At 67.1% G+C, this 20,677-nt stretch carries 19 protein-coding genes; 10 read left to right on the top strand and 9 right to left on the bottom strand.

Annotated elements, in window-relative coordinates; translation table 11 throughout:
• The first annotated feature begins 120 nt into the window (after positions 1 to 120).
• From DKG74_RS19095 to msrP, 4 genes are all read left to right on the top strand, one after another.
• A complete protein-coding gene (locus DKG74_RS19095; protein WP_109907773.1) occupies positions 121 to 1,323 on the top strand; it encodes a pyridoxal phosphate-dependent aminotransferase in 1,203 nt (400 codons plus the stop codon).
• Between the two features lie 7 nt (positions 1,324 to 1,330).
• A complete protein-coding gene (locus tag DKG74_RS19090) occupies positions 1,331 to 2,281 on the top strand; it encodes a ketopantoate reductase family protein (protein WP_109907772.1) in 951 nt (316 codons plus the stop codon).
• Between the two features lie 73 nt (positions 2,282 to 2,354).
• On the top strand, positions 2,355 to 2,840 hold the full coding sequence (locus DKG74_RS19085; RefSeq protein ID WP_109907791.1) for a Dps family protein: 486 nt from the start codon (positions 2,355 to 2,357) through the stop codon (positions 2,838 to 2,840).
• 117 nt (positions 2,841 to 2,957) lie between these two features.
• Positions 2,958 to 3,953, top strand: a complete 996-nt coding sequence (msrP, locus tag DKG74_RS19080; RefSeq protein WP_109907771.1) for a protein-methionine-sulfoxide reductase catalytic subunit MsrP — start codon at positions 2,958 to 2,960, stop codon at positions 3,951 to 3,953.
• Here msrP and DKG74_RS19075 read toward each other — a convergent pair.
• From DKG74_RS19075 to trxB, 4 genes are all read right to left on the bottom strand, one after another.
• A complete protein-coding gene (locus DKG74_RS19075; protein WP_133251628.1) occupies positions 3,944 to 4,237 on the bottom strand; it encodes a hypothetical protein in 294 nt (97 codons plus the stop codon). The two genes, msrP and DKG74_RS19075, sit on opposite strands and share 10 nt — an antisense overlap.
• The gene (locus tag DKG74_RS19070; protein WP_109907769.1) at positions 4,234 to 4,521 is read right to left on the bottom strand and encodes a hypothetical protein; all 288 of its coding nucleotides are present in this window, start codon (positions 4,519 to 4,521) and stop codon (positions 4,234 to 4,236) included. The genes DKG74_RS19075 and DKG74_RS19070 overlap by 4 nt, the downstream gene beginning before the upstream one ends.
• Positions 4,522 to 5,068: 547 nt before the next feature.
• Positions 5,069 to 5,959: a LysR family transcriptional regulator gene (locus DKG74_RS19065; RefSeq protein ID WP_109907768.1), complete on the bottom strand. Its 891-nt coding sequence runs from the start codon at positions 5,957 to 5,959 to the stop codon at positions 5,069 to 5,071.
• A 51-nt stretch (positions 5,960 to 6,010) separates the two neighbouring features.
• Complete coding sequence (gene trxB / locus DKG74_RS19060; RefSeq protein WP_109907767.1) at positions 6,011 to 6,979, bottom strand: thioredoxin-disulfide reductase; 969 nt, start codon at positions 6,977 to 6,979, stop codon at positions 6,011 to 6,013.
• Between the two features lie 284 nt (positions 6,980 to 7,263).
• On the opposite strand from trxB, the gene DKG74_RS19055 reads away from it, so the two are divergent.
• Positions 7,264 to 7,761, top strand: coding sequence for an Lrp/AsnC family transcriptional regulator (locus DKG74_RS19055; RefSeq protein ID WP_109907766.1), 498 nt, complete (start codon positions 7,264 to 7,266; stop codon positions 7,759 to 7,761).
• A 55-nt stretch (positions 7,762 to 7,816) separates the two neighbouring features.
• Here DKG74_RS19055 and DKG74_RS19050 read toward each other — a convergent pair whose 3' ends face one another.
• Together DKG74_RS19050 and DKG74_RS19045 are read right to left on the bottom strand one after the other, a co-directional pair.
• Positions 7,817 to 8,098, bottom strand: coding sequence for a DUF5076 domain-containing protein (locus DKG74_RS19050; RefSeq protein ID WP_109907765.1), 282 nt, complete (start codon positions 8,096 to 8,098; stop codon positions 7,817 to 7,819).
• A gap of 96 nt (positions 8,099 to 8,194) precedes the next feature.
• Positions 8,195 to 10,249, bottom strand: coding sequence for an aminopeptidase P family protein (locus DKG74_RS19045; RefSeq protein ID WP_109907764.1), 2,055 nt, complete (start codon positions 10,247 to 10,249; stop codon positions 8,195 to 8,197).
• 179 nt (positions 10,250 to 10,428) lie between these two features.
• Between DKG74_RS19045 and DKG74_RS22340 the strand changes: the two genes are divergently transcribed.
• Positions 10,429 to 10,815 carry a DUF1127 domain-containing protein gene (locus DKG74_RS22340; RefSeq protein ID WP_243404172.1) on the top strand — a complete coding sequence of 129 codons (387 nt, stop codon included), beginning with the start codon at positions 10,429 to 10,431 and terminating at the stop codon, positions 10,813 to 10,815.
• A gap of 73 nt (positions 10,816 to 10,888) precedes the next feature.
• Here DKG74_RS22340 and DKG74_RS19035 read toward each other — a convergent pair whose 3' ends face one another.
• From DKG74_RS19035 to DKG74_RS19025, 3 genes are read right to left on the bottom strand one after another with little or no spacing between them, the layout of a single operon-like run.
• Positions 10,889 to 11,770 (bottom strand): 50S ribosomal protein L11 methyltransferase, encoded by an 882-nt coding sequence (locus tag DKG74_RS19035; RefSeq protein WP_109907763.1) that lies wholly within the window; start codon positions 11,768 to 11,770, stop codon positions 10,889 to 10,891.
• Between the two features lie 28 nt (positions 11,771 to 11,798).
• Positions 11,799 to 14,114, bottom strand: a complete 2,316-nt coding sequence (locus DKG74_RS19030) for an ATP-dependent helicase (RefSeq protein WP_423841702.1) — start codon at positions 14,112 to 14,114, stop codon at positions 11,799 to 11,801.
• A gap of 4 nt (positions 14,115 to 14,118) precedes the next feature.
• Entirely contained in the window at positions 14,119 to 14,604 is a 486-nt protein-coding gene (locus DKG74_RS19025; RefSeq protein ID WP_109907761.1) for a thioesterase family protein, read from the bottom strand.
• A 114-nt stretch (positions 14,605 to 14,718) separates the two neighbouring features.
• Between DKG74_RS19025 and DKG74_RS21870 the strand changes: the two genes are divergently transcribed.
• The 4 genes from DKG74_RS21870 to DKG74_RS19005 all read left to right on the top strand — a co-directional run bounded on the left by DKG74_RS21870 (position 14,719) and on the right by DKG74_RS19005 (position 20,675).
• A complete protein-coding gene (locus tag DKG74_RS21870; RefSeq protein WP_165837764.1) occupies positions 14,719 to 15,018 on the top strand; it encodes a YXWGXW repeat-containing protein in 300 nt (99 codons plus the stop codon).
• A gap of 151 nt (positions 15,019 to 15,169) precedes the next feature.
• Positions 15,170 to 16,342: a S1 family peptidase gene (locus DKG74_RS19015; protein WP_109907760.1), complete on the top strand. Its 1,173-nt coding sequence runs from the start codon at positions 15,170 to 15,172 to the stop codon at positions 16,340 to 16,342.
• 6 nt (positions 16,343 to 16,348) lie between these two features.
• Positions 16,349 to 17,656, top strand: coding sequence for a hypothetical protein (locus DKG74_RS19010; RefSeq protein ID WP_109907759.1), 1,308 nt, complete (start codon positions 16,349 to 16,351; stop codon positions 17,654 to 17,656).
• A 55-nt stretch (positions 17,657 to 17,711) separates the two neighbouring features.
• A complete protein-coding gene (locus DKG74_RS19005) occupies positions 17,712 to 20,675 on the top strand; it encodes a virulence factor SrfB (protein ID WP_109907758.1) in 2,964 nt (987 codons plus the stop codon).
• Positions 20,676 to 20,677 lie beyond the last annotated feature (2 nt).

Raw genomic sequence — 20,677 nt, 5'->3', positions numbered from 1 at the left:
ACGCAGACGCATGACGTGCCCGCGCGGGGCCTGCGATGCCGCCTGCGCTCTTGATGCGGACCGAGGGCGGGGCTAGGGTTCCGGCGCGTTTTCCTCGCCAACCACAAGACTGGTGCTCTCATGGCCTTCATCGCTTCGTCCCTCGCGCGCATCAAGCCGTCGCCGACCATCGCGGTGACCCAGAAAGCGGCAGAGCTGAAGGCGGCCGGCCGCGACGTCATCGGTCTTGGCGCGGGCGAGCCCGATTTCCCGACGCCGGACAACATCAAGGCCGCCGGCATCCGCGCGATCGAGACGAACGACACCAAATACACCGCGCCCGATGGTACGCCCGCGCTGAAGAAGGCGGTGTGCCTGAAGTTCAAGCGCGAGAACAACCTGACCTACACGCCCGAGCAGGTGCATGTCGCCTCCGGCGGCAAGCAGGTGATCTACAACGCCATGATGGCGACCCTGAACCCGGGCGACGAGGTGATCATCCCCGCGCCCTACTGGGTGTCTTACCCCGATATCGTGCTGCTCGCGGGCGGCACGCCGGTGTTCATCGAGACGACGCTCGAATCGGGCTTCAAGGTGACGGCGGCCCAGCTCGAGGCCGCGATCACGCCGAAGACCAAGTGGGTGTTCCTGAACTCGCCGTCGAACCCGACCGGCGCGGCCTATTCTTACGATGACCTGAAGCCGCTGACCAACGTTCTGGTGAAGCATCCGCATGTCTGGATCATGACCGACGACATGTACGAACATATCGTCTACGACGGCTTCAAGTTCGTGACCCCGGCCGAGATCGAGCCGGCGCTCTATGCCCGCACGCTGACCGTCAACGGCGTCTCCAAGGCCTATTCGATGACCGGCTGGCGCATCGGCTATGCCGCGGGCGATGTCGCCCTGATCAAGGCCATGGCCAAGATCCAGAGCCAGTCGACCTCCAACCCCTGCTCGATCAGCCAGGCGGCCGCGGTCGAGGCCCTGACCGGCCCGCAGGATTTCATCGCTCCCCGGGCCGAGCGTTTCAAGCAGCGGCGCGACCTCGTCGTCTCGATGCTGAACCAGGCCACGGGCCTGAAGTGTCCGCGTCCCGAAGGCGCCTTCTATGTCTATCCGTCCTGCGAAGGCGTCATTGGCAAGACGACGCCGGATGGCAAGGTGATCGGGAATGACGGCGACTTCGTCACCTATCTCCTCGAGGCGGAAGGCGTGGCGGTAGTGCAGGGCGCGGCTTTCGGCCTGTCGCCCTACTTCCGCATCTCCTACGCGACCTCGGAAGAGGCGCTGACCGAAGCCTGCACGCGCATTCAGCGGGCCTGCGCGGCCCTGAAGTGAGCCGCCGGTGAAAATAGCCGTCATCGGCGCCGGCGGCGTCGGCGGCTATTTCGGTGCCCGGCTGATGGATGCCGGGCACGAAGTCTTCTTCGTCGCGCGGGGCGGCCATCTCGAAGCCCTGCGCAGCCACGGCCTTGTCGTCGAGGGCGCGGCGGGCGATCTCGCCCTGCGCCGGGTCAACGCGACCCGCGACCCTTCCGCCATCGGTCCCTGCGACATCGTCGTCCTCGCCGTCCGCTGTTTCGGCGACGAGGCCGCGGCGGCCGTGATCGGTCCCCTGCTGGGGCCGGATACCCTCGTGCTTACCCTGCAGAACGGCATCGACGCGCCGCATCGGCTGGCCCGAAGGCTCGGCGCGCGACGGGTGCTGGGCGGCGGTGCCTATATCGCCGCGCGCATCGCGGGGCCGGGCCTGATCCATGTCGCCTCGCCCCGGGTGGTGCTCGAACTGGCCCCGGTGTCCGGCGTGCTGACGCCGCTGGCGGCGGAATTCGTCGATGTCGGCAACGCCGCTGGCTTCGAGGTCACCGTCGGCACCAATGTCGATGTCGTACTCTGGCGCAAGCTCTGCCTGACTTCCGCCTTCACTGGAATATCCTGCCTTTACCGCGCCGACATCGGCGCGCTCCGTGACGATCCGGTGTCCTTCGGTCTGCTCGCGGCGGCCGTGGCCGAGGCCGTGGCCGTCGGGCGAGCGGCGGGCGTCGCGCTCGGGGAAGGCGCCGAAGCCGCGGCCATGGAGGCCTTCGCCATCATGCCCGCGGACTTGAGGTCGTCCATGCTCGACGACCTCGAACACGGCAGACCGCTGGAGGTCATGGTCCTGTCGGGGACGGTGGTACGATTGGCCGCGGCTCTCGGCGTTGCGGCGCCTGTCCATGCAAGTATCGTGGACCGACTGGAAGGCCACATCAGGGGCAAGCCCTTGGCCTTGCTGGCCCCGGCTGGCCAAGATTAGAATAATTCTAGAAAATAGCTTGAAAGTGTCGGTTTCTGCCTCTATATAAGATTGCAGACAGGAGGTAATGATCATGGGCAAGACGAATGAAGCGGTAATGGACATCGGTCTCGACGAGGCGGCGCGCGAAAAGGCGGCGGCCATCCTCGGCAAGGCGCTGGCGGACACGTTCACCGCCTATCTGAAGACCCACAATTACCATTGGAATGTCACCGGCCCGACCTTCCAGCAGCTCCACACCCTGTTCCAGGGCCAGTACGACGAGCTGCACGAGGCGGTCGACGAAATCGCCGAGCGGGTCCGCGCCCTCGGTTACAAGACCCCGGGTTCGCTGGCGGCTTTCGCCAAGCTGACCTCGATCGGTGAAGCGGCGGAAGGCGCCACGGCCGACGACATGGTGCGCGACCTGCTGGCCACCAACGAGGCGCTGGCCGCTTCGCTGCGCAAAGCCGAAGGCGAACTGGGCGAGCTGGGCGATATTTCGTCGGCCGACCTGATGGTGGCCCGTGTCACCGCCGCCGAAAAGGCCGCCTGGATGCTGCGCGCCACCCTCGCCTGAAGGCCGGCGACATCAAACGATAGGCATTGCGGCCGGCTCCTGTAACCTCGGGGCCGGCCGCGGCGAACCTTCTTCCCGAGATCGCGGCCATCGAGGCCGGGTAACGGGAGTGCCGCCATGCTGATCAGGAACCGCAAACCCTGGGACCAGCTGCGCGAAAGCGCGGCGACGCCGGAGGCGGTCTATCTTGACCGTCGGCGCCTGATGAAACTGGCAGGGTTCGGGGCGGTCGCCCTGATCGCCGGTTGCGATGGTCGCGATGGCGAAGCCCGCGCGGAAGGCGAGGGCGCGAAACCCGCCGCCGATCCGAGCGCGCGCTTCTACCCGGCGAAGAGGAACGAGGCCTATGCTCTCGACCGGCCGGTGACCGACGAGCAATGGGCGTCGACCTACAATAATTTCTACGAATTCGGCACCCACAAGCAGATCTGGGCCAATGCCGACAAATTGCCCCTCCGGCCGTGGAGCGTGGTGATCGACGGCATGGTGGCCAAGCCGGCGACCATCGCGATCGACGATCTGATCGGCCGCTTCGCCCTCGAGGAGCGGCTTTATCGCCATCGCTGTGTCGAGGCCTGGTCGATGGCTGTGCCCTGGACCGGCTTTCCCCTGCGCGCCCTGATGGATGCCGTGGAGCCGTTGTCGTCGGCGAAATATGTCCGCTTCGAGACCTTCAACGATCCCAGGATCGCCAGTGGTCAGCGCCAGAACAGTTTCTATCCCTGGCCCTATGTCGAGGGTCTGACCATGGCGGAGGCGGCGAATGATCTCGCCTTCCTGGTCACCGGGGTCTACGGCAAACCGGCGGCGCCGCAGTTCGGCGCGCCGCTGCGCCTTGCCCTGCCGTGGAAATACGGCTTCAAGTCGATCAAGTCGATCGTCCGCATCACCTTCACCGACCGGCAGCCCGAGAATTTCTGGCAGACGCTCGGGCCGGACGAATACGGCTTCTGGGCCAATGTGAACCCGCAGGTGCCGCATCCTCGCTGGTCGCAGGCCTATGAGCGGGTGCTCGGCACCGACGAGCGGCGGCCGACCCTGCTGTTCAACGGCTATGGCGAGCTTGTCGCCGATCTCTACAAGGGTCTGGAGCGCGAGGCGCTCTACATGTAGGCGGCGGTCGACTGCAGTTTCTGCAAGCCGCGCGGCGTCAGGCCGATGCGGTCATAGGCAGAATGCGTGTCGAGATAACCGCGTTGACGGCCGCGCCGGATCACCGAGTCCAGCTCGAAGCCGGTAATGCCGAGGGCAAGCCGGCAGGTATTCCGCTCGACGAGGCCATATTCGGTGCCGGCGGGGGGATGGCGCAACACGGTGAGCAATCGCAGCAGCATCTGGTCTTGGGCCAGCGGCTTTTGCTCCTGAAGCGGGATGAAGGCGGGGGAATACATCGTCATGCGTTCTCTCCCTGTGCGGCGCGTGGCGTCTTGGTTGTGGGTGCGGCTCCCTGAGGCGTGCTTTGACGCAATTGTGCGGCAATATCGCCGGCCATGGCCACGGTTTCCTTGAGCAACCGGGCGATTTCGTTGGCGACGATGAAATCGTCCTGATCCAGCTGCTGTTCGAGGTACTGCCGATTGGCGGTCATCATGGTGTCGAGCATACTGGCCTGGATTTCGCGGCGCATGGTTTCGATCTGAAGCAGGGTCAGGGCGACGGCGGCACCGGTATCGGGCTTCATCTCGGGTACACCTCCACAGAGTCGATGGGGTGGCTGTGGGCCAGCCTCGTGACCCTCAGAATGGTGGAAAATAGCCGCGAAAATCGACGGTAAGTGCCTCCAAATTGAATATAAACACAGTTTGGGGGTATATCGGCTGAGCGATAAGCCTATTAAAAACAATGCGTTGTGAATTCTGCGCGATTAAGTATCGCCGAATTGGGTATAAAATTCGATTGACCCAAGGCGCAGCGCAAAAAAAAGCCGGGCCCAAGGGCCCGGCAAGTCTTACAGGGAGGCTTCACGTCAAAAGACCGTGAAGTTGGTCGGGGGAATGGGGGGCAAACCACCCGACCGAATACCGGCCCGGGGGAGGAGTTGGGCGGGTATTCAAGCCACCGCAAGCGGCGGCGTCGAAGTGATAAATAATCCCGCAGCCGCACAGTCACCATTGCTATTGCGAGCGGCGGCTGTTGCATTTTTTGCATGGAATGAAAACGCAGGGAAAATCCCTGCGTTTTCAGTCATATGACAGCATTGTAAATATGTTGCGGTGCAAAATGGGGGCTCAGAACCCCCATTCGGCCACCTTGCGCAGCATGAAGTCGCGGAACACGGCGATACGCTTGGTGTCGCGCAATTCTTCGGGATAGACGAAGTAGGTGTCGAAGGTCGGCCCGGCGCTGTCGGGCAGGACCTGGGTCAGCTTGGTGTTGCCGCGCGCGACATAGTCGGGCAGGGCGGCGATGCCGAGGCCGGATTCGACGGCCAGCATCAGGGCATAGATATTGTTGACCGTGAACACCGGCTTGCGCGGGCGCTGCGGGTCGGTCGCCTTGGCGAGCAGCCAGTTCACATCGGCGAGCGGCTGGGGCACGGCGGCGCCATAGGCGAGGATGGCGTGGTTGTCGAGGTCGTCGATATTCTTCGGCGCGCCGAAACGCTTCAGATAGGTCGGCGCGGCATAGAGATGATTGGTCACCTGGACCAGCCGGCGCTGCACCAGATCGGCCTGCACGGGGGCACGGAAACGGATGGCGATATCCGCCTCCCGCATACCGAGGTCCAACTCGTCGTCGTCGAGGATCAGGTGCACGCGAATGTCGGGATAGAGATCCGAGAATTCCTTGATCCGCGGCGTCAGCCACAGCATCCCGAAGCTGACCGTGGTCGTCACCCGCAACTCGCCCCGGGGCTTGTCCTTGGTGTCGGCCAGCATGGCTTCGGCCATCGCCAGCTTGGCGAAGACGTCATGGGCGGTGCGGAACAGCAATTCGCCCTGTTCGGTCAGGATCAGCCCGCGGGCATGGCGGTGAAAGAGCGAGACCTTGAGGCTTTCCTCGAGGGCGCTGATCTGGCGGCTCACCGCCGATTGCGAAAGGTTCAGCACCTCACCCGCATGGGTGAAGCTGCCGGCCTCGGCAACGGCATGGAAAATCCGCAATTTGTCCCAGTCCATCATCGCGCGCCCCCCATTCACGCACGCTTCGTCGCGCGCGCGCGGCCGTCCTTACTCGGCGGCCGCTGCCTGTTCGCTTTCATGCTGTCCAAGGAAGCGTTCCGCCTCCAGTGCCGCCATGCAGCCCATGCCGGCGGCGGTGACCGCCTGGCGGAATACATGGTCCTTCACGTCGCCCGCGGCGAAGACGCCGGGGATGCTGGTCGCCGTCGAATCCGGCGCCGTCAGCAGATAGCCGGCGTCGTCCATCGGCAGCTTGCCCTTGAACAATTCGGTCGCCGGCGCATGGCCGATGGCGACGAAGAAACCGTCGGTCGGAAGTTCGCTGACCGCGCCGGTTTCCAGATTCTTCAGCCGCACGCCGGTGACGCCCGGCGGATCGTCGCTGCCGAGGATTTCCTCGACCGCGCTGTTCCAGACCACGCTCACCTTCGGGTGGGCGAGCAGGCGGCGCTGGTTGGTCTTGTCGGCGCGCAGCTCGCCCCGGCGGTGCACCAGCGTCACCTTGGACGCATGGTTGGTCAGATACAGGGCTTCCTCGACCGCGGTATTGCCGCCGCCGACGACGACGACGGTCTTGCCGCGATAGAAGAAGCCGTCGCAGGTCGCGCAGGCCGAGACGCCGAAGCCCTGATATTTCTGCTCCGAAGGCAGGCCCAGCCATTTGGCGCTGGCGCCGGTCGCGATGATCACCGTGTCGGCGGTGTATTCGGTGCCCGAATCGCCTTTCAGGGTGAAGGGGCGCTGGCTGAAATCGACCTCGGTCACGATGTCGTCGATGATGGTGGTGCCGACGTGGCGCGCCTGCGCCTCCATCTGCTCCATCAGCCAGGGGCCCTGAATCGCCTCGGCGAAGCCCGGGTAATTCTCGACCTCGGTCGTGATGGTCAGCTGGCCGCCCGGCGTCAGGCCGCGCACCATGACGGGATCGAGGCAGGCCCGGGCCGCATAGATCGCCGCCGTACAGCCCGCGGGCCCGGAGCCGATGATCAGCACCCTGGCGTGGCGACGCTCCGTCATTCCCGACAACTCCACTTTTTGTCCTGTTCGGCCGCCATCATGGGCAACGCGAATCCGTTGAGAGAATCGCCTATATGGGTTCCCTGTCGATCATCATGTTATGCGCCCCGGGCATGGCCCGCCAAGAGGCGGCGCGCGGCTTTCCGCATGTAGCTTGACGGCGGACGAAACTGGCGTCTAATCCGCCGCTTGCCGATGTTGCGTCGGCATTTTTCACCTTGTTGTGAAATTTTCTTTCGTATCGCTGGGCCCGGCCTGATAATGCGCCGCCACAGGGGGAGCGCATGACCAAGGTAAAGCTTGACGACATCGACCTGCAGATTCTGGCACACCTGCAGACCGACGGCCGCATGACCAATGTCGATCTGGCGCGGCAGGTCGGGATTTCGGCACCACCCTGCCTGCGGCGCGTCCGCGCGCTCGAGGAATCGGGCTATATCCGTGGGTATCACGCCGAGGTCGACGCCGAATCGCTGGGCTTCGAGGTTACGGTCTTCGCCATGGTCGGCCTCGCTTCCCAGGCCGAATCGGACCTCGTCGCCTTCGAGGAACGGGTGCGCGCCATGCCGCTCGTCCGCGAGTGCTGGATGCTGAACGGCGAGATCGACTTCATCCTGAAGATCGTGGCCCGCGACCTCGCCGAATTCCAGTCGTTCCTGACCCGCGAACTGACCCCGGCACCCAATGTCGCCAGCGTGAAGACCAGCTTCACCATCCGCAACGGCAAGCACGAACCGGGCGTGCCCTTCGGCCTGCCGCCCCGGGCGCCGAGGGCGCGGTAGGCAGCGAGGGGGGGGGCGCGCCGGGGCGCGGCACAAAGGGGACAGTCCCTCCCTTTCAGGAGGGAGAATCGGTGGGGCTCTCGATCTCGGCTTTCAGGCCGGCGATGATTCTCTCGAAGACCTCTGCCTCCGACCATCCTTCCGCGGCATAGGCCTTGGCGGCGTGATGGGCGAGGTCGGCAAGCATCAGCCCCCAAGCCGCAGGGTCTTTCCAGGTGGGCCGAAGGGAAAACTGTTGCGGCGCCCCTGGGACCGCCCAGACCCGCAAGACCTCAACGGCCCCGGGGCTCTTCGCGATAGCGGGGCATTCCAATTCCTGCTTTCGTTTAAAGAGCATGAGTGTCTCCCGCGATTATCGACATGCTGACGGCAATGTATTGTCTGGTCCTGCCTCCGGATCGCTGCGGCACCAAGGTCGCGTGATCCGAAGAGGTCAACGCGAAATCGGGGCAGTCGCCGTTTTCAGCCAGGCCAGTGCCGCTTGATCGAGAAGGGGCGCCAATTGCGCCTGCACCCGGGCGTGGTAGGCATCGACCAGCGCGATTTCCGCCGCCGTCAGCAGGGACGTGTCGATCAGCCGCCGGTCGTAGGGTACCAGGGTCAGGGTCTCGAAGCCCAGCATCTCGCGCTCGGCGCCGACCGGGGCCGGCAGTTCGGTGACGGTCACCAGATTCTCGATGCGGATGCCATAGGCGCCGGTCTTGTAGTAGCCGGGCTCGTTCGAGACGATCATGCCCGGCCGCAAGGCGACGCTGTTCGGCATCTTCGAGATGCGCTGCGGCCCCTCGTGAACGCAGAGGAAGGCGCCGACGCCGTGGCCGGTGCCATGGTCGTAATCGAGGCCGGCGGCCCATAGCGGCAGGCGCGCCAGCACGTCGAGCTGGCTGCCCGAGGTGCCCGCCGGATAGCGCGCCGCGCCCAGCGCCAGATGGCCTTTCAGAACGAGAGTGTAACGGTTGCGGTGCTCCGGGCTCGGGCTGCCGATGGCGATGGTGCGGGTGACGTCGGTGGTGCCGTCCGGATATTGCGCGCCGGAATCGAGCAGCAGCAGGTTGCCCTTCTCCAGAACGCGGCTGGTTTCTTCGGTCGCGCGGTAATGGACAATGGCGCCATTGGGGCCGAAGCCGGCGATCGTGTCGAAGCTGGGGCCGCGGAACCAGCCATGGGCGGCGCGCGCCGCTTCCAGCCGGGCGACGACGGCGAGTTCGTCCAGCGTCTCGCCGGCTTCGACCGCCTGTTGCAGTCCGTGCAGGAAATGGACGATGGCGGCGCCGTCGCGGACATGGGCGCTGCGGGTGCCGGCGATTTCGACCGGGTTCTTGATCGCGCGGGGCAGGGCGCAGGGGTCGAGGCCGGGCAGGGCCGCGCCGCCCGCAGCCTCGATCCGCGCCGACAGCCAGACAGCCGCCGTCGCGGCGTCAAGCCGGACCTTGGCCCCGGCGGCACCCAGCGCGTCGAGCGCGGGGCCGAGGTCGTCCGGCGCCGCGATCGTCACCCGGTTGCCGAGGTGGTCGCGCACCTCCGGCGTCACCTTGGCCGGATCGACGAACAGGCGGACGAGACCTTCGCCGCCCGCGTCGAGCACGGCGAAGCCGAGCGAGAGCGGATTGTTGGGCACATCCTGCCCCCGGACATTCAGCAGCCAGGCAAGGCCATCGGGCGCGCTGATCACGGCGGCGTCCAGTCCCTCGGCGGCGAGACCCCTGGCGAGGCGGGCGATCTTGTCTTCGTGGCTTTCGCCGGCGAAGGCGAGGGCATGGGGCTTCATCGGCGACAGGGGCGCCGGTGGCCGGTCGGTCCAGATCGCATCGACCGGATTGCCCGCGACCGCGACCAGCTGGGCCCCGGCCGAGGCCGCCGCCCGCTCGATGGCGGCGATGCCGGCCGCGGTGTGCAGCCAGGGATCGAAGCCAAGGCGGTCGCCCGCCTTCAGCCGGCTGGCCAGCCAGGTGGCCGGCGGCTCCTCGATCAGGTGATGGGGGGCGAAGATCGCGGTATCGACCTGATCGCGGACCTGCAGCGTGTAACGCCCGTCGACGAAGATCGCGGCTTCATCCCGCAGCACGACGGCCATGCCGGCCGAGCCGGAAAAGCCGCTGATCCAGGCGAGGCGCTGGGCCGAGGGCGGGATATATTCGCCCTGATGCTCGTCGGCGAGGGGGATCAGGAAACCGCAGAGGTTGCGCCGTGCCAGCTCTTCGCGCAGGGCTGCGATGCGGGCGGCGCTGGCCTTGCGTCCGGCGCCGATGGAGGCGAGCAGGCGCGGGCGCAGCCGGCCGACCACGCCCGCGATCCCGGACGCAAGGGCAGGGGCGGCGCCCGGCGCGATCACCGCCAGCAGGTCGGCGCCGCTCCCGGCCGTGCCGGCGGCCGCGCCCGCGACGCGAAGCGCCAGCGATTCCAAGGGCTTGCCCGGCGCCAGGCGCTCCAGCTCGGCCAGCTCCCCGGCATCGAGGAAGCGTGCGGTGGCCTGATCGGGTGTGCTCATTTTTTAGCCTCTTGGCGTCGAACTCGGGACATTTGCTGCAGAGCTATGCATTTAGTGGGACGATAATTTGTTTCCAATGCATTGGACGCATATCTCGCCTGCCGGTGCCCCCCTGCCGGAAGCCACGGCCGCCGCGTATATCTTGCCACGACGGTAACGCCAACCGAAGGAGAAGCATCATGGCTTACGTTCCTTACGAGGCGTCCCGCTCGCATGTTGGGCATCGGCCCGTCAGCACCTATGGCTTCATCGGTGGCGCGGACATGGTTACGGCCAGGATCGTTCCGCTGGTGGGGTTGAGCGTTTTCCTCTGGGAGGTTGTCATGGTTGTGGCCAAGGTTCCGGGAAAGCTCGCCGGGGCGCTGAAGGGTTTCATGGCGCGTCAGCGCCTGCGTGCCGAATTGTCTGTTCTTGACGACCGCCTCCTTGCCGATATCGGCATCGACCGCGGCCAGATTGATGGCGTCGTCGCCGGCCGTGTCCGGCGGGATGCCAAAGTGCTGTTGCAGGCACAGGCGCTGAAGGACGCGGCGAACGAAAACGCCGCGGCCCGCACCGCCGCTTGAGGCATCAGGTGCGCCCGACGGCGCGCCGAGACATTGTGACGAGACGCCGAAGCTGGGCGATCCCGACTTCCCCCTAGCGGGTGAGGATCAGGGTCGCCCAGTTTTCTTTGTGGATATGGGCGGCGAGGTGGAAGCCCCGCTGGCGATAGGCCGACAGCACCATCATTTCCTGCGAGACGAGCAGGCCGGACAGGACGATGGTGCCGCCGGGCGCGACCACGTCGCAGATCTGTTTCGCCAGCTTCATCAGGGGCACCGCCAGGATATTGGCGATGACGAGGTCGAAGGGCGCGGCGGCCTGGACCTTGCGCTCGATCACGCCATCGGCGACCGTGTGCAGGGCGGCGGCACGCAGGCCGTTCTTCGCCGCATTGTCGCGCGCCGTCTCGACCGCGACCGGATCGACGTCGGTCGCCCACAGAACGGGTGGATGCATCAGCTTCGCCGCCGCCATGGCAAGAATGCCCGAGCCGGCGCCGACGTCGATCACCCGGCGGAAGCGGCGCTGTTTCGACAATTTCTCGAGCGCGAGGACGCAGCCCGCGGTCGTCGCGTGGCGGCCGGTGCCGAAGGCAAGGCCCGCCTCGATCTCCAGCGGAATGGTCGCGACCGGCGGCGTCTCTTCCGCGTCGGGGCCGTGAATCCAGAACCGGCCGATATCGAGCGGCTTCAGGATCTTCTGCGTCTCCGACACCCAGTCGACATCGGGCAGCACGCGCCATTCGATGGCCGGCAATTCGATGCCGGCGATGTCGGCGGCCTCGACCAGCGCGTCGGCGAGGGCTTCCTTGTCGCCGTCGGGGCCGAGCAGGGCTTCGAGGGTCCAGGTCGCGCCGTCGTCCTTCGTCATCGTCGTCAGCGCGACGACGAGGTCGGACAGCATCAATTCGAAAGCGGGCACCGCTTCCGGCGGCAGGGTCAGATGGGCTTCGATCAGGCCGGCGCCAGGGTTCATGTCAGGGGCCTCGGAAGGGAAAACGGGGTCATGCCCGGGAGACGAAGCTGGCGATCACTTTCTTGACCCCCGCCTTGTCGAAATTGATGTCGAGCTTGTTGCCCTCGATGCGGGCGATGCGGCCATAGCCGAATTTCTGGTGGAACACCCGCTCGCCGGTCGAGAAATCATCGCCCGAGTGATCGGTCACCGTCACCCGCTCGACCGCGAGGTCGAGGGCGCGGGTCGGTTTCACCTCGGCGGCGCGGCGGAAACCCGGGCCGGGCGCGCCACGGTCGCCGAACAGATCGGCCTCGCGCAGTGACGTGCCGAGGCTGGACGAGCCGCTGTTCGCGCCCCACAGGCCGGGCTTTGCCTCGATCTCGACATGGTCGCGCGGCATCTCGTCGATGAAACGGGACGGGATCGCGCTCTGCCACTGGTTATAGATGCGGCGGTTGGCGGCATGGCTGATGATCGCCGTCTCCCGCGCGCGGGTGATGCCGACATAGGCGAGGCGGCGTTCTTCCTCGAGCCCGGCGAGGCCACTCTCGTCGAGGCTGCGCTGGCTCGGGAACAGGCCTTCCTCCCAGCCGGGCAGGAAGACCACGGGGAATTCCAGCCCCTTGGCGCCATGCAGCGTCATCAGCGTGACCATGTCCTGACCGGCGTCGCCCCGCTCGATCTCCATGACGAGCGCGACATGGTCGAGGAAGGCGGGCAGGGATTCGAAGCCGGCGAGGGCGTCGACCAGTTCCTTGAGGTTGTCGAGCCGGCCCGGCGCCTCGGCCGACTTGTCGGCCTGCCACATGGCGGTGTAACCGCTTTCATCCAGAATGGTCTCGGCCAGTTCGGCGTGGGGCAGGTCGCGGCCGACGGCGCGCCAGCGCGCGAAACCGGTCATCAGGTCGCGCAGGGCGGTGCGCGCCTTCGGTTTCAGTTCGTCGGACTCGGTGATCGCCTCCGCCGCCCGGTGCAGCGAGATGCCGCGCGCCCGGGCGAGGATGTGAAGCTGCTGGATCGTGGCATCGCCGAGGCCGCGTTTCGGCACGTTCACGATCCGCTCGAAGGCGAGATCGTCGTCCGGCTGCACGACGACCCGGAAATAGGCGAGGGCATCGCGGATTTCCTGCCGCTCGTAGAAGCGGGGGCCGCCGATCACACGATAAGGCAGGCCGGTCGCGACGAAGCGCTCCTCGAAGGCGCGGGTCTGGTGGCCGGCGCGCACCAGAATCGCCATCTCCGACAGGCGCCGGCCGCGGCCGCGCATCCCCTCGATCAGGTCGGCGGTGGAGCGGGCCTCTTCCTCGCCGTCCCAATAGCCGATGACGCGGACCTTCTCGCCCGCCTCGTCCTCGGTCCACAGGGTCTTGCCGAGACGGCCCTCGTTGGCGGCGATGAGGCCCGAGGCGGCGGCGAGGATATGGCCGGTCGAGCGGTAGTTGCGCTCCAGCCGGATCACCACGGCGCCCGGAAAATCGCTCTCGAACTTCAGGATGTTGCCGACCTCGGCGCCGCGCCAGCCATAGATCGACTGGTCGTCGTCGCCGACGCAGCACAGGTTGCGCCAGCGCTGGGCGAGCAGGCGCAGCCACAGATATTGCGCGACGTTGGTGTCCTGATATTCGTCGACGAGGATGTATTTGAAGCGCCGCTGCCAGTCGGCCAGCACGTCCGGATGCTGCTGGAAGATGGTGATGACATGCAGCAGAAGATCGCCGAAATCGGCGGCGTTCAGGGTCTTCAGCCGCTCCTGATAGGCGGTGTAGAGCAGCTTGCCCTTGCCGTCGGCGAAACTATGGGCGTCGTCGCTGCCCAGCCGGTCGGGGGTCAGCGCCCGGTTCTTCCAGCGGTCGATCAGCACGGCGAGGCTGCGCGCGGGGAACCGCTTGTCGTCCAGCCCCTCGGCGGCGATCAGCTGTTTCATCAGACGCAGCTGGTCGTCGGCGTCGAGAATGGTGAAATTGGGCTGCAACCCGACGAGTTCGGCGTGCCGGCGCAGGATGCGGGCGGCGATCGAATGGAAGGTGCCCAGCCAGTTCAGCCCTTCCGCCGCGCCGGGGACGAGGGCGGCGACCCGCTCCTGCATCTCGCGCGCGGCCTTGTTGGTGAAGGTGACGGCGAGGATCTGCCCCGGCCAGGCCTTGCCGAGATGCAACAGATGGGCGATCCGCGTGGTCAGCACCCGGGTCTTGCCCGTGCCGGCGCCGGCGAGGACGAGGACGGGGCCGTCCGTCGCCTCGACCGCGGCGCGCTGCTCCGGGTTCAGGCCGTCGAGGTAATAGGGCGTCGGCGCCGGAATATCGGGCGCATCCGGCGGCAGGGGCTCGTCCCAGCCGGCGGGGTCGAAGGGATCGGCGGACACGGGATCAGCTTTTCCGGCCAAGGCCCATGACCCGGCCGAGGCCCTCGGGCGCGGGCAGGGCGGCATGGGCGGCGGCCATGTCCGCGAACAGGGCCTGGAGGTGATCCGGCATCACTTCGGTCCGGCGGGTGCCGAGGTCGACATGAAGCGCGATCTGTTCCGAGGTCGCCGACAGGAACCCCTCCTCGGCGTGGCGCATCTCGATGAAATAATGCAGCCGCTTCGCGTCGTGGCCGATCAGCTGGAAGCTGAAGGCGAGGGGGGCACCCACCGTCACCTCGCGCAAATACCGGACATGGGTTTCCAGCACGAAGAACGAGCGGTTGGTGCGTTCGACATAGGACTTGCCGCAGTCGAACCGGTCGAAACTGCGGTCGAGCGCCTGGTCGATGGCGAGAACGTAATAGCCGACATTCATATGGCCGTTGTAGTCGACCCATTCGGGCAGAACGGTGGCGCGGCCGCAGTCGAGGGGGGCTTCGGTAAACATGGCCGGGATCATATAGGGAACATCGGGGGCAGGGAAGGCCCACGGGCGGCGCAGGAAATCCCCGTAATCCGCCGTTTCAGGCAATGCGGAAACCTTCCGCCGGAGAAAACCATCATGTCGAAGCGAGCAGCCGCCGCGCTGATTCTCGGACTCGGCCTGTTCGGTGCCGCCGGTGCCGCCCAGGCCCGGGACATCATCATCTATGAAGAGCCGCCGCCACCCCGGGTCGAGGTCGCGCCCGCGATCCAGGAGCATGAAATCTGGGAACCCGGCCATTGGGCGCTGCGCGCCGGGGTGTGGATCTGGGTGCCGGGCCGGGTGGTCTTCGTGCGCCATCCGGAACACCGCTGGATCCCCGGTCACTGGGCCGAGCGGCGAAATGGCTGGATCTGGGTCGAGGGACGCTGGAACTGACGGGGCCCCTCGGGGGTTGTGATCCTCGACATTGGCATGGCGCAGGCGGTTTGTTAGCGTCCCGCACAAGTGCCTGTCCAGCGCATCGGGGCGGTGCGATGGTGGCGGGTGATATCCGCCGCCGCGCCTGCCGAAGTCGGGGTCGCCCTTCATGTCCATGCCTTCCTCGCCCCACACGTCCGCCGAGCCCCGCCGGGGCAAGCCCTGGTGGCTGATCCCGGCGGGCCTCGTCGTCGCGCTGGTCTTCCTCGCCCTCGGCGTCTGGCTCGGCTGGGCCTTGCTCGCTCACAAGCTGGACGGGCTCGAAGGCCGGGCCAGCCTGATCGACGAGGCGCGCACGCGGGAAGAAATCGCCCTGCAGAAGAAGGCCAACGAGGCGCTGGAGCAGCGCATCGCCGAGGCGAAGAAAATCCTCGAAGGCAATGTCTGCACCGCCGACAATCCCTTCGGCAGCCTGCCGGCCCCGCCGGAAAGCACCGCCCCGCCGGCCGAAGCCGTGCCGACACCGGAAGGCGGCCGCGCCTTCGAGGGCAATCTGCTCGATCTCGTCGACGGCGCGGTGGTCCTCGTCCTCGCCCCCAATCAGGAAGGAGTCAGCACCGGCTCGGGCTTCTTCGTCGGCCCCGGGCTCGTCGTCACCAATGCCCATGTCGTCGCCGGGGCGGAGAAGGTTTTTGTCACCTCGAAGCCGCTGGGCGGCGCCCGGCCCGCGACCCTGCTGGCCTCGACCAATGCGACCGACCCGGGCCAGGTCGATTTTGCCCTGCTGAAGGTCGACGGCGCCCCGGCGACGATTCAGCCGCTGTCGGTGACCACCACTGTCGCCAAGCTCGACCATGTCGTCGCCGCCGGCTTCCCCGGCATCGTCATGGAGGATGACGCCGCCTTCCGCCGCCTGATGGAACAGGGCGATGTTTCGGCCGTGCCGGAAATGGCCGTGACCTCCGGCGAGGTCTCGGTGATGCAGGACCTCGCCAGCGGGGTGCCGGTGGTCGTTCATACCGCCGGCATCTCGCCCGGCAATTCCGGCGGGCCGCTGGTCGATCGCTGTGGCCGGGTCGTCGGGGTGAACACCTTCCTGAAGGTCGAGGCGTCGCAGGCGGTGCGGGTGAACTATGCCCTCGCCAGCGCGAAACTGATCGCCTTCCTGAAGAGCCAGAACGCCGGCTTCACCGAACTGTCGGGCCGTTGCGTGCCGGCCAATCCGCCGGCCGACGCGCCAGCGGGCGCTGCGGCCCCCGTCCCAGCCCCAGCCCCAGCCCCAGCCGTGGGGGGCGGGCAGGGCGCGGCTGGCGGCGGCGCACCGGCGGCACCCGCGAAGTAACGCGCGATGACCAGCCAGCTCGTCGCCTCGACCCGCTCGACCGATTTCCATGCGCTTGGCGCGGGCGGCCAGCCGGTCACCCTCGCCTTCGACCAGATCGCGCAATATCTGCGGCGCAATCTGTCGGCCGATCACGCCGCGCTGCTGGCCGAGCCGAATTTCGATCCCGGCCGGGGCCAGATCGACTGGTATGCCCCGGGCGATGCCGCGCCGCGCCGCCTCGTCGATCTGCCGGAAGCCGAGCGCGCCGGGGTCGAGGACCGGCTGGCCGCGCTGACCGGCGATATCCGCCGCGCCGCCGACACGCTCGCCACCTCGGGCGATGGCGGCGAGCGGTTGATGGCGTTGATGCTGCTGCACGCCCTCGAAATTCCCTCGCTCGACCATGTCCTCGTCATCGACGGCCGGCCCGTCCTGACCGGCTGGGGCAATGTCCGCGAGGGCGGGGAGGGCCAGCGCGGCGTGCTCACCCGGTTCCGCCGGGGCGCGCCGCCGCCGCCGCCGCCCGTGGCGCCGGTGCTGGTCGCCGCCCCGCCGCCCCGGGGCTTTCCGTGGTGGCTGGCGGCACTCGCCGCGCTCCTGCTGCTGCTTGCCGTTCTGCTGTGGTGGCTGTGGCCCCGCATTCTCGGCCTGTTCGCGATCCCCGAGCCGGTCTGCGGCATCGACCCCCGTGAAATCGCCCTGATCGAGGAACGCGACGCCGAAGCCGCGCGCGAAGCCGTGCTGCAGCGGGAAATGGCCGATATCGAGCGCCGGATCGCGGAAAAGCGCCTGGCCTGCCAGCCGCCTGCCCCTCCGCCGCCTCCGCCTCCGCCTCCGCCTCCGCCTCCGCCCCCACCACCGCCGCCACCCCCACCGCCGCCGCCGCCGCTCCCTCCGCCCCCACCGCCGCCGCCGTCGGTGAACGAGGATGCGCGCCGGGTGGAACGCGATGGCGGCCAGCAGGGCAAGATGCAGGTGATCCTGGCCTGGGACGATCCGAACGACGTCGACGTTCATGTGATCTGCCCGGACGGCAGGCGCATCTATTGGGACAATCTGCGTGCCTGCGGCGGCGAACTGGATATCGACCACAATCGTTACGACGACCGGGTGATCCTCGATCCGGTCGAGAATATCGTCTGGGTGAACGATCCACCGCCCGGGACCTATCGGATCGAGGTCCAGCTGCCCAAGTCGCGCGGCCTGCCGCGCTCGCACTACCGCATCACCTTGCGGCGCGAGGGCAAGCCGGACCAGGTGTTCGAAGGCACGGTGGACCGTGCGCGCAACCGGAACGATACTAAGATCGTTCACGTCTTCACCGTGCCGTGATGGCGGAACGTGCTAGCCTCGAACGGGGCGGAAAAGTGATGATGGTCGTGGGAACATGCTGAAACGTCTGACGAGTTTCCGCCGTCTGGTCAGTCTCGTGCCGTCGAGCGGGTTGCAGTTCCTCGACTTCGGTTTCGATATCGACGCCCTGCCCAAAGTCTCGCGCGCCTTCTGGGAAGAGCCGCTGGCGGCCGGCGCCGGCAGCGATGGCCAGCAGCAGGTCGTGCTGCGCACCCTCGTCATGGATGAGGCGAAGGGCGGGCTGGTCGATCCCCGCACCGGGACGCTGGCACCGCCCGACGATGTCTATGAACTGAACGGCCGCAAGGGGCTGGAGCCCTTCCTCGGCCGCTGGATGCCGCTGCCCTATTGCAAGGTGCGCGGCAAGACGCCGGATGGCGCCGACCTGCACGATCAGGGGCCGAGCAACTGGGCGCGGCTGTGCGTCGTCGAATTGCCCGCGCGCGACCGCGAGGGCATGACGCACCGCGTTACCCTCGCTTTCGACACGGCGCTGGCGAAGCGTCTGCCGGGCCGGCCCTATGTCATGCCCAGCCCGTCGGACGCCGAGGAACAGCAGGAATTCGCCCTGGTCGCCGAGGCCGAGAAGAATGCCTGGTTCATGGAAGAAGCCTGGGTCGACCAGTGGCTGGACGAGAGCTTCCGCGAATTCAAGCAGGCCCAGCGGCCGAACCGGCCCCTGCGCGACGACGATTTTCCCCATGCCTGCGAGCACTGGGCGCGTTACATCGCCTATCTCGCCCTCATCGACGAGGCGGACTTCCTGCCCCGCATCCGCCTGATCGACACCGTCTCCGATGCCGGACGGCGCGTGCCGGTCGAGGTCGATCTCGTGCTCGACATCGGCAATTCGCGCACCTGCGGCATCCTGCTCGAATCCCATGCCGACGACCGCATGGACCTGAACGACAGCTATGTCCTCGAGCTGCGCGACCTCGGCCATCCCGAACAGGCCTATGGCAAGCCGTTCGAGAGCCGGGTCGAATTCGCCCGGGCGAGCTTCGGCAAGGAGGCGGCCTCCCGCCGCTCCGGCCGGGCCAATGCCTTCTGGTGGCCCAGCCCCCTGCGGGTCGGGCCGGAAGCCATGCGTCTCGCCGGCGATGCTCTGGGTAACGAGGGGGCGACGGGCCTGTCCAGCCCCAAGCGTTACCTGTGGGATACCAGGCCGCTGGTGCAGGGCTGGCGCTTCAACGGCCTCGGCCCCGACGGCATCACCACCGAGCCGCCGGTGTCGGGCCCGGTCATGGGCCTGATGACCGAGGATGGCGACGTGCTGCGGCAATTGCCGCCGGGCAAGGGCCAGCCGGCGGTGCGGGCGAAATTCTCCCGCTCGGCGATCTATAGTCTTCTGCTGGTCGAGATTCTGTTCCAGGCCATGGCCATGATCAACGCGCCGGAAATCCGCCTGGCGCGCAAGCATGGCGACGTGCCGCGCCGCCTGCGCCGCATCGTGCTGACCATGCCGCCGGCCCTGCCCGTGGCCGAGCAGCGCCTGATGCGCCGCAGGGCCGAGGGGGCGGTGAAACTGGCCTGGGACCTGATGGCGCAGGCCGCCGTCGACGGCACCCTGCCGCCGGAGCCTTCGGTGGTGCTGAACCTCGACGAGGCCTCGGGCACCCAGCTCGTCTATCTCTATACCGAGATCACCCAGAAGTTCCGGGGCGATTACGGCGCCTTCTTCGGCCTGAAGGGCCGTGTCCGCGAAGGTTACGGGGCAGAGCCGTCGCTGCGCATCGCCTCCATCGACATCGGCGGCGGCACCACCGATCTCATCGTGACGACCTACACGGTCGAGGGGCAGCGGGCGATCAATCCGGCGCAGAATTTCCGCGAAGGCTTCAAGCTGGCGGGCGACGATATCCTCGCCGCCGTGATCGAGCGCCATATCCTGCCGGCGATCGCCAAGGGCCTGGCGGCGGCCGGCGTCGGCGACCCCGCGGCCATGCTGAAAAAACTGTTCTCGGGCAATCGCGGCTCGGAGACCGAGGTGGAGCGCCACCTGCGCCGCCAGTTCGTCGCCCAGGTGCTGGAGCCGGCGGGGCTTGCCCTGCTGCACGCCTACGAACAGGGCGGCAGCGGCCCCCATGCCGGCGCTGAAACCCGCCGGCTGGACAGCCTGATGGATCGTGCCCTGCCGCCAACCCTGCGCGTGCTGCGCTTCTTCGAGACCGAGGCGGTGGATCACGGCGCCAGCGGCTTCGACACCGGCGCGGTCGAGGTCACGATCGACCTTGCCCAGATCGAGGCGACGACGCTCGCCGTCATCGGTCAGACCCTGGCCGATCTGGCCGAGGTCATCCATGCCTATGACTGCGATATCCTGCTGCTGTCCGGCCGGCCGTCGCGCCTGCCGGCCATCGTCAAGGTGATGCTGGCGAAACTGCCGGTGATGCCGGACCGTATCCTGCCCATGCATCAATATGCCGTGGGCAGCTGGTATCCCTTCCGCGACGTGAACGCGCGGATCGAGGACCCGAAGACGGCGGCCGCCGTCGGTGCCATGCTCTGCGGCCTCGCCGAGGGGCACCTCGAAGCTTTCCTGATGCGCACCTCGCGCCTTGTCATGAAATCGACCGCGCGTTTCTTCGGCCAGATGGAGATTTCGGGCCAGGTCCTGCGGCGCAACGTCTTCCTCGCCGATCCGACGCTGGACGCCCGCACGGGCGAGGGCGGGGGCGAGAGTTTCACCCTCGACTTCTACGCCCCGGTCTTCGTTGGCTTCCGCCAGCTCGACCTCGAACGCTGGCCGGCGACACCGCTCTATTTCCTCGAATTCGCCAATCCTTCGGCGACGGCGGGCCTTGCCCTGCCGCTGAAGGTGACGATCGAGCGGGCGGAAGTGGACAGCGACCACATGGACCGCTGGGAAGATTTCCGCATCGCCGATGTCGAGGACGCGGAGGGCAACAGCCGGCGCGGCGCCGTCACCCTGCGCCTGCAGACGCTGAAGGCGGCGCAAGGCTATTGGCGCGACACGGGCGTGCTCGGGGTAATGTGAGG

Origin of the sequence: Zavarzinia aquatilis (assembly GCF_003173035.1) — a bacterium.
GTDB lineage: Bacteria > Pseudomonadota > Alphaproteobacteria > Zavarziniales > Zavarziniaceae > Zavarzinia > Zavarzinia aquatilis.
The sequence above is the reverse complement of the archived record's forward strand: the minus strand, read 5'-3'. Positions and strand labels throughout refer to the sequence as shown.

Coding starts and splice junctions, on each gene's coding strand:
- DKG74_RS19095 (WP_109907773.1), top strand. CDS start 121: ATGGCCTTCATCGCTTCGTCCCTCGCGCGCATCAAGCCGTCGCCGACC.
- DKG74_RS19085 (WP_109907791.1), top strand. CDS start 2,355: ATGGGCAAGACGAATGAAGCGGTAATGGACATCGGTCTCGACGAGGCG.
- msrP (WP_109907771.1), top strand. CDS start 2,958: ATGCTGATCAGGAACCGCAAACCCTGGGACCAGCTGCGCGAAAGCGCG.
- DKG74_RS19075 (WP_133251628.1), bottom strand. CDS start 4,237: ATGACGATGTATTCCCCCGCCTTCATCCCGCTTCAGGAGCAAAAGCCG.
- DKG74_RS19070 (WP_109907769.1), bottom strand. CDS start 4,521: ATGAAGCCCGATACCGGTGCCGCCGTCGCCCTGACCCTGCTTCAGATC.
- DKG74_RS19065 (WP_109907768.1), bottom strand. CDS start 5,959: ATGGACTGGGACAAATTGCGGATTTTCCATGCCGTTGCCGAGGCCGGC.
- trxB (WP_109907767.1), bottom strand. CDS start 6,979: ATGACGGAGCGTCGCCACGCCAGGGTGCTGATCATCGGCTCCGGGCCC.
- DKG74_RS19055 (WP_109907766.1), top strand. CDS start 7,264: ATGACCAAGGTAAAGCTTGACGACATCGACCTGCAGATTCTGGCACAC.
- DKG74_RS19050 (WP_109907765.1), bottom strand. CDS start 8,098: ATGCTCTTTAAACGAAAGCAGGAATTGGAATGCCCCGCTATCGCGAAG.
- DKG74_RS19045 (WP_109907764.1), bottom strand. CDS start 10,249: ATGAGCACACCCGATCAGGCCACCGCACGCTTCCTCGATGCCGGGGAG.
- DKG74_RS22340 (WP_243404172.1), top strand. CDS start 10,429: ATGGCTTACGTTCCTTACGAGGCGTCCCGCTCGCATGTTGGGCATCGG.
- DKG74_RS19035 (WP_109907763.1), bottom strand. CDS start 11,770: ATGAACCCTGGCGCCGGCCTGATCGAAGCCCATCTGACCCTGCCGCCG.
- DKG74_RS19025 (WP_109907761.1), bottom strand. CDS start 14,604: ATGTTTACCGAAGCCCCCCTCGACTGCGGCCGCGCCACCGTTCTGCCC.
- DKG74_RS21870 (WP_165837764.1), top strand. CDS start 14,719: ATGTCGAAGCGAGCAGCCGCCGCGCTGATTCTCGGACTCGGCCTGTTC.
- DKG74_RS19015 (WP_109907760.1), top strand. CDS start 15,170: ATGTCCATGCCTTCCTCGCCCCACACGTCCGCCGAGCCCCGCCGGGGC.
- DKG74_RS19010 (WP_109907759.1), top strand. CDS start 16,349: ATGACCAGCCAGCTCGTCGCCTCGACCCGCTCGACCGATTTCCATGCG.
- DKG74_RS19005 (WP_109907758.1), top strand. CDS start 17,712: ATGCTGAAACGTCTGACGAGTTTCCGCCGTCTGGTCAGTCTCGTGCCG.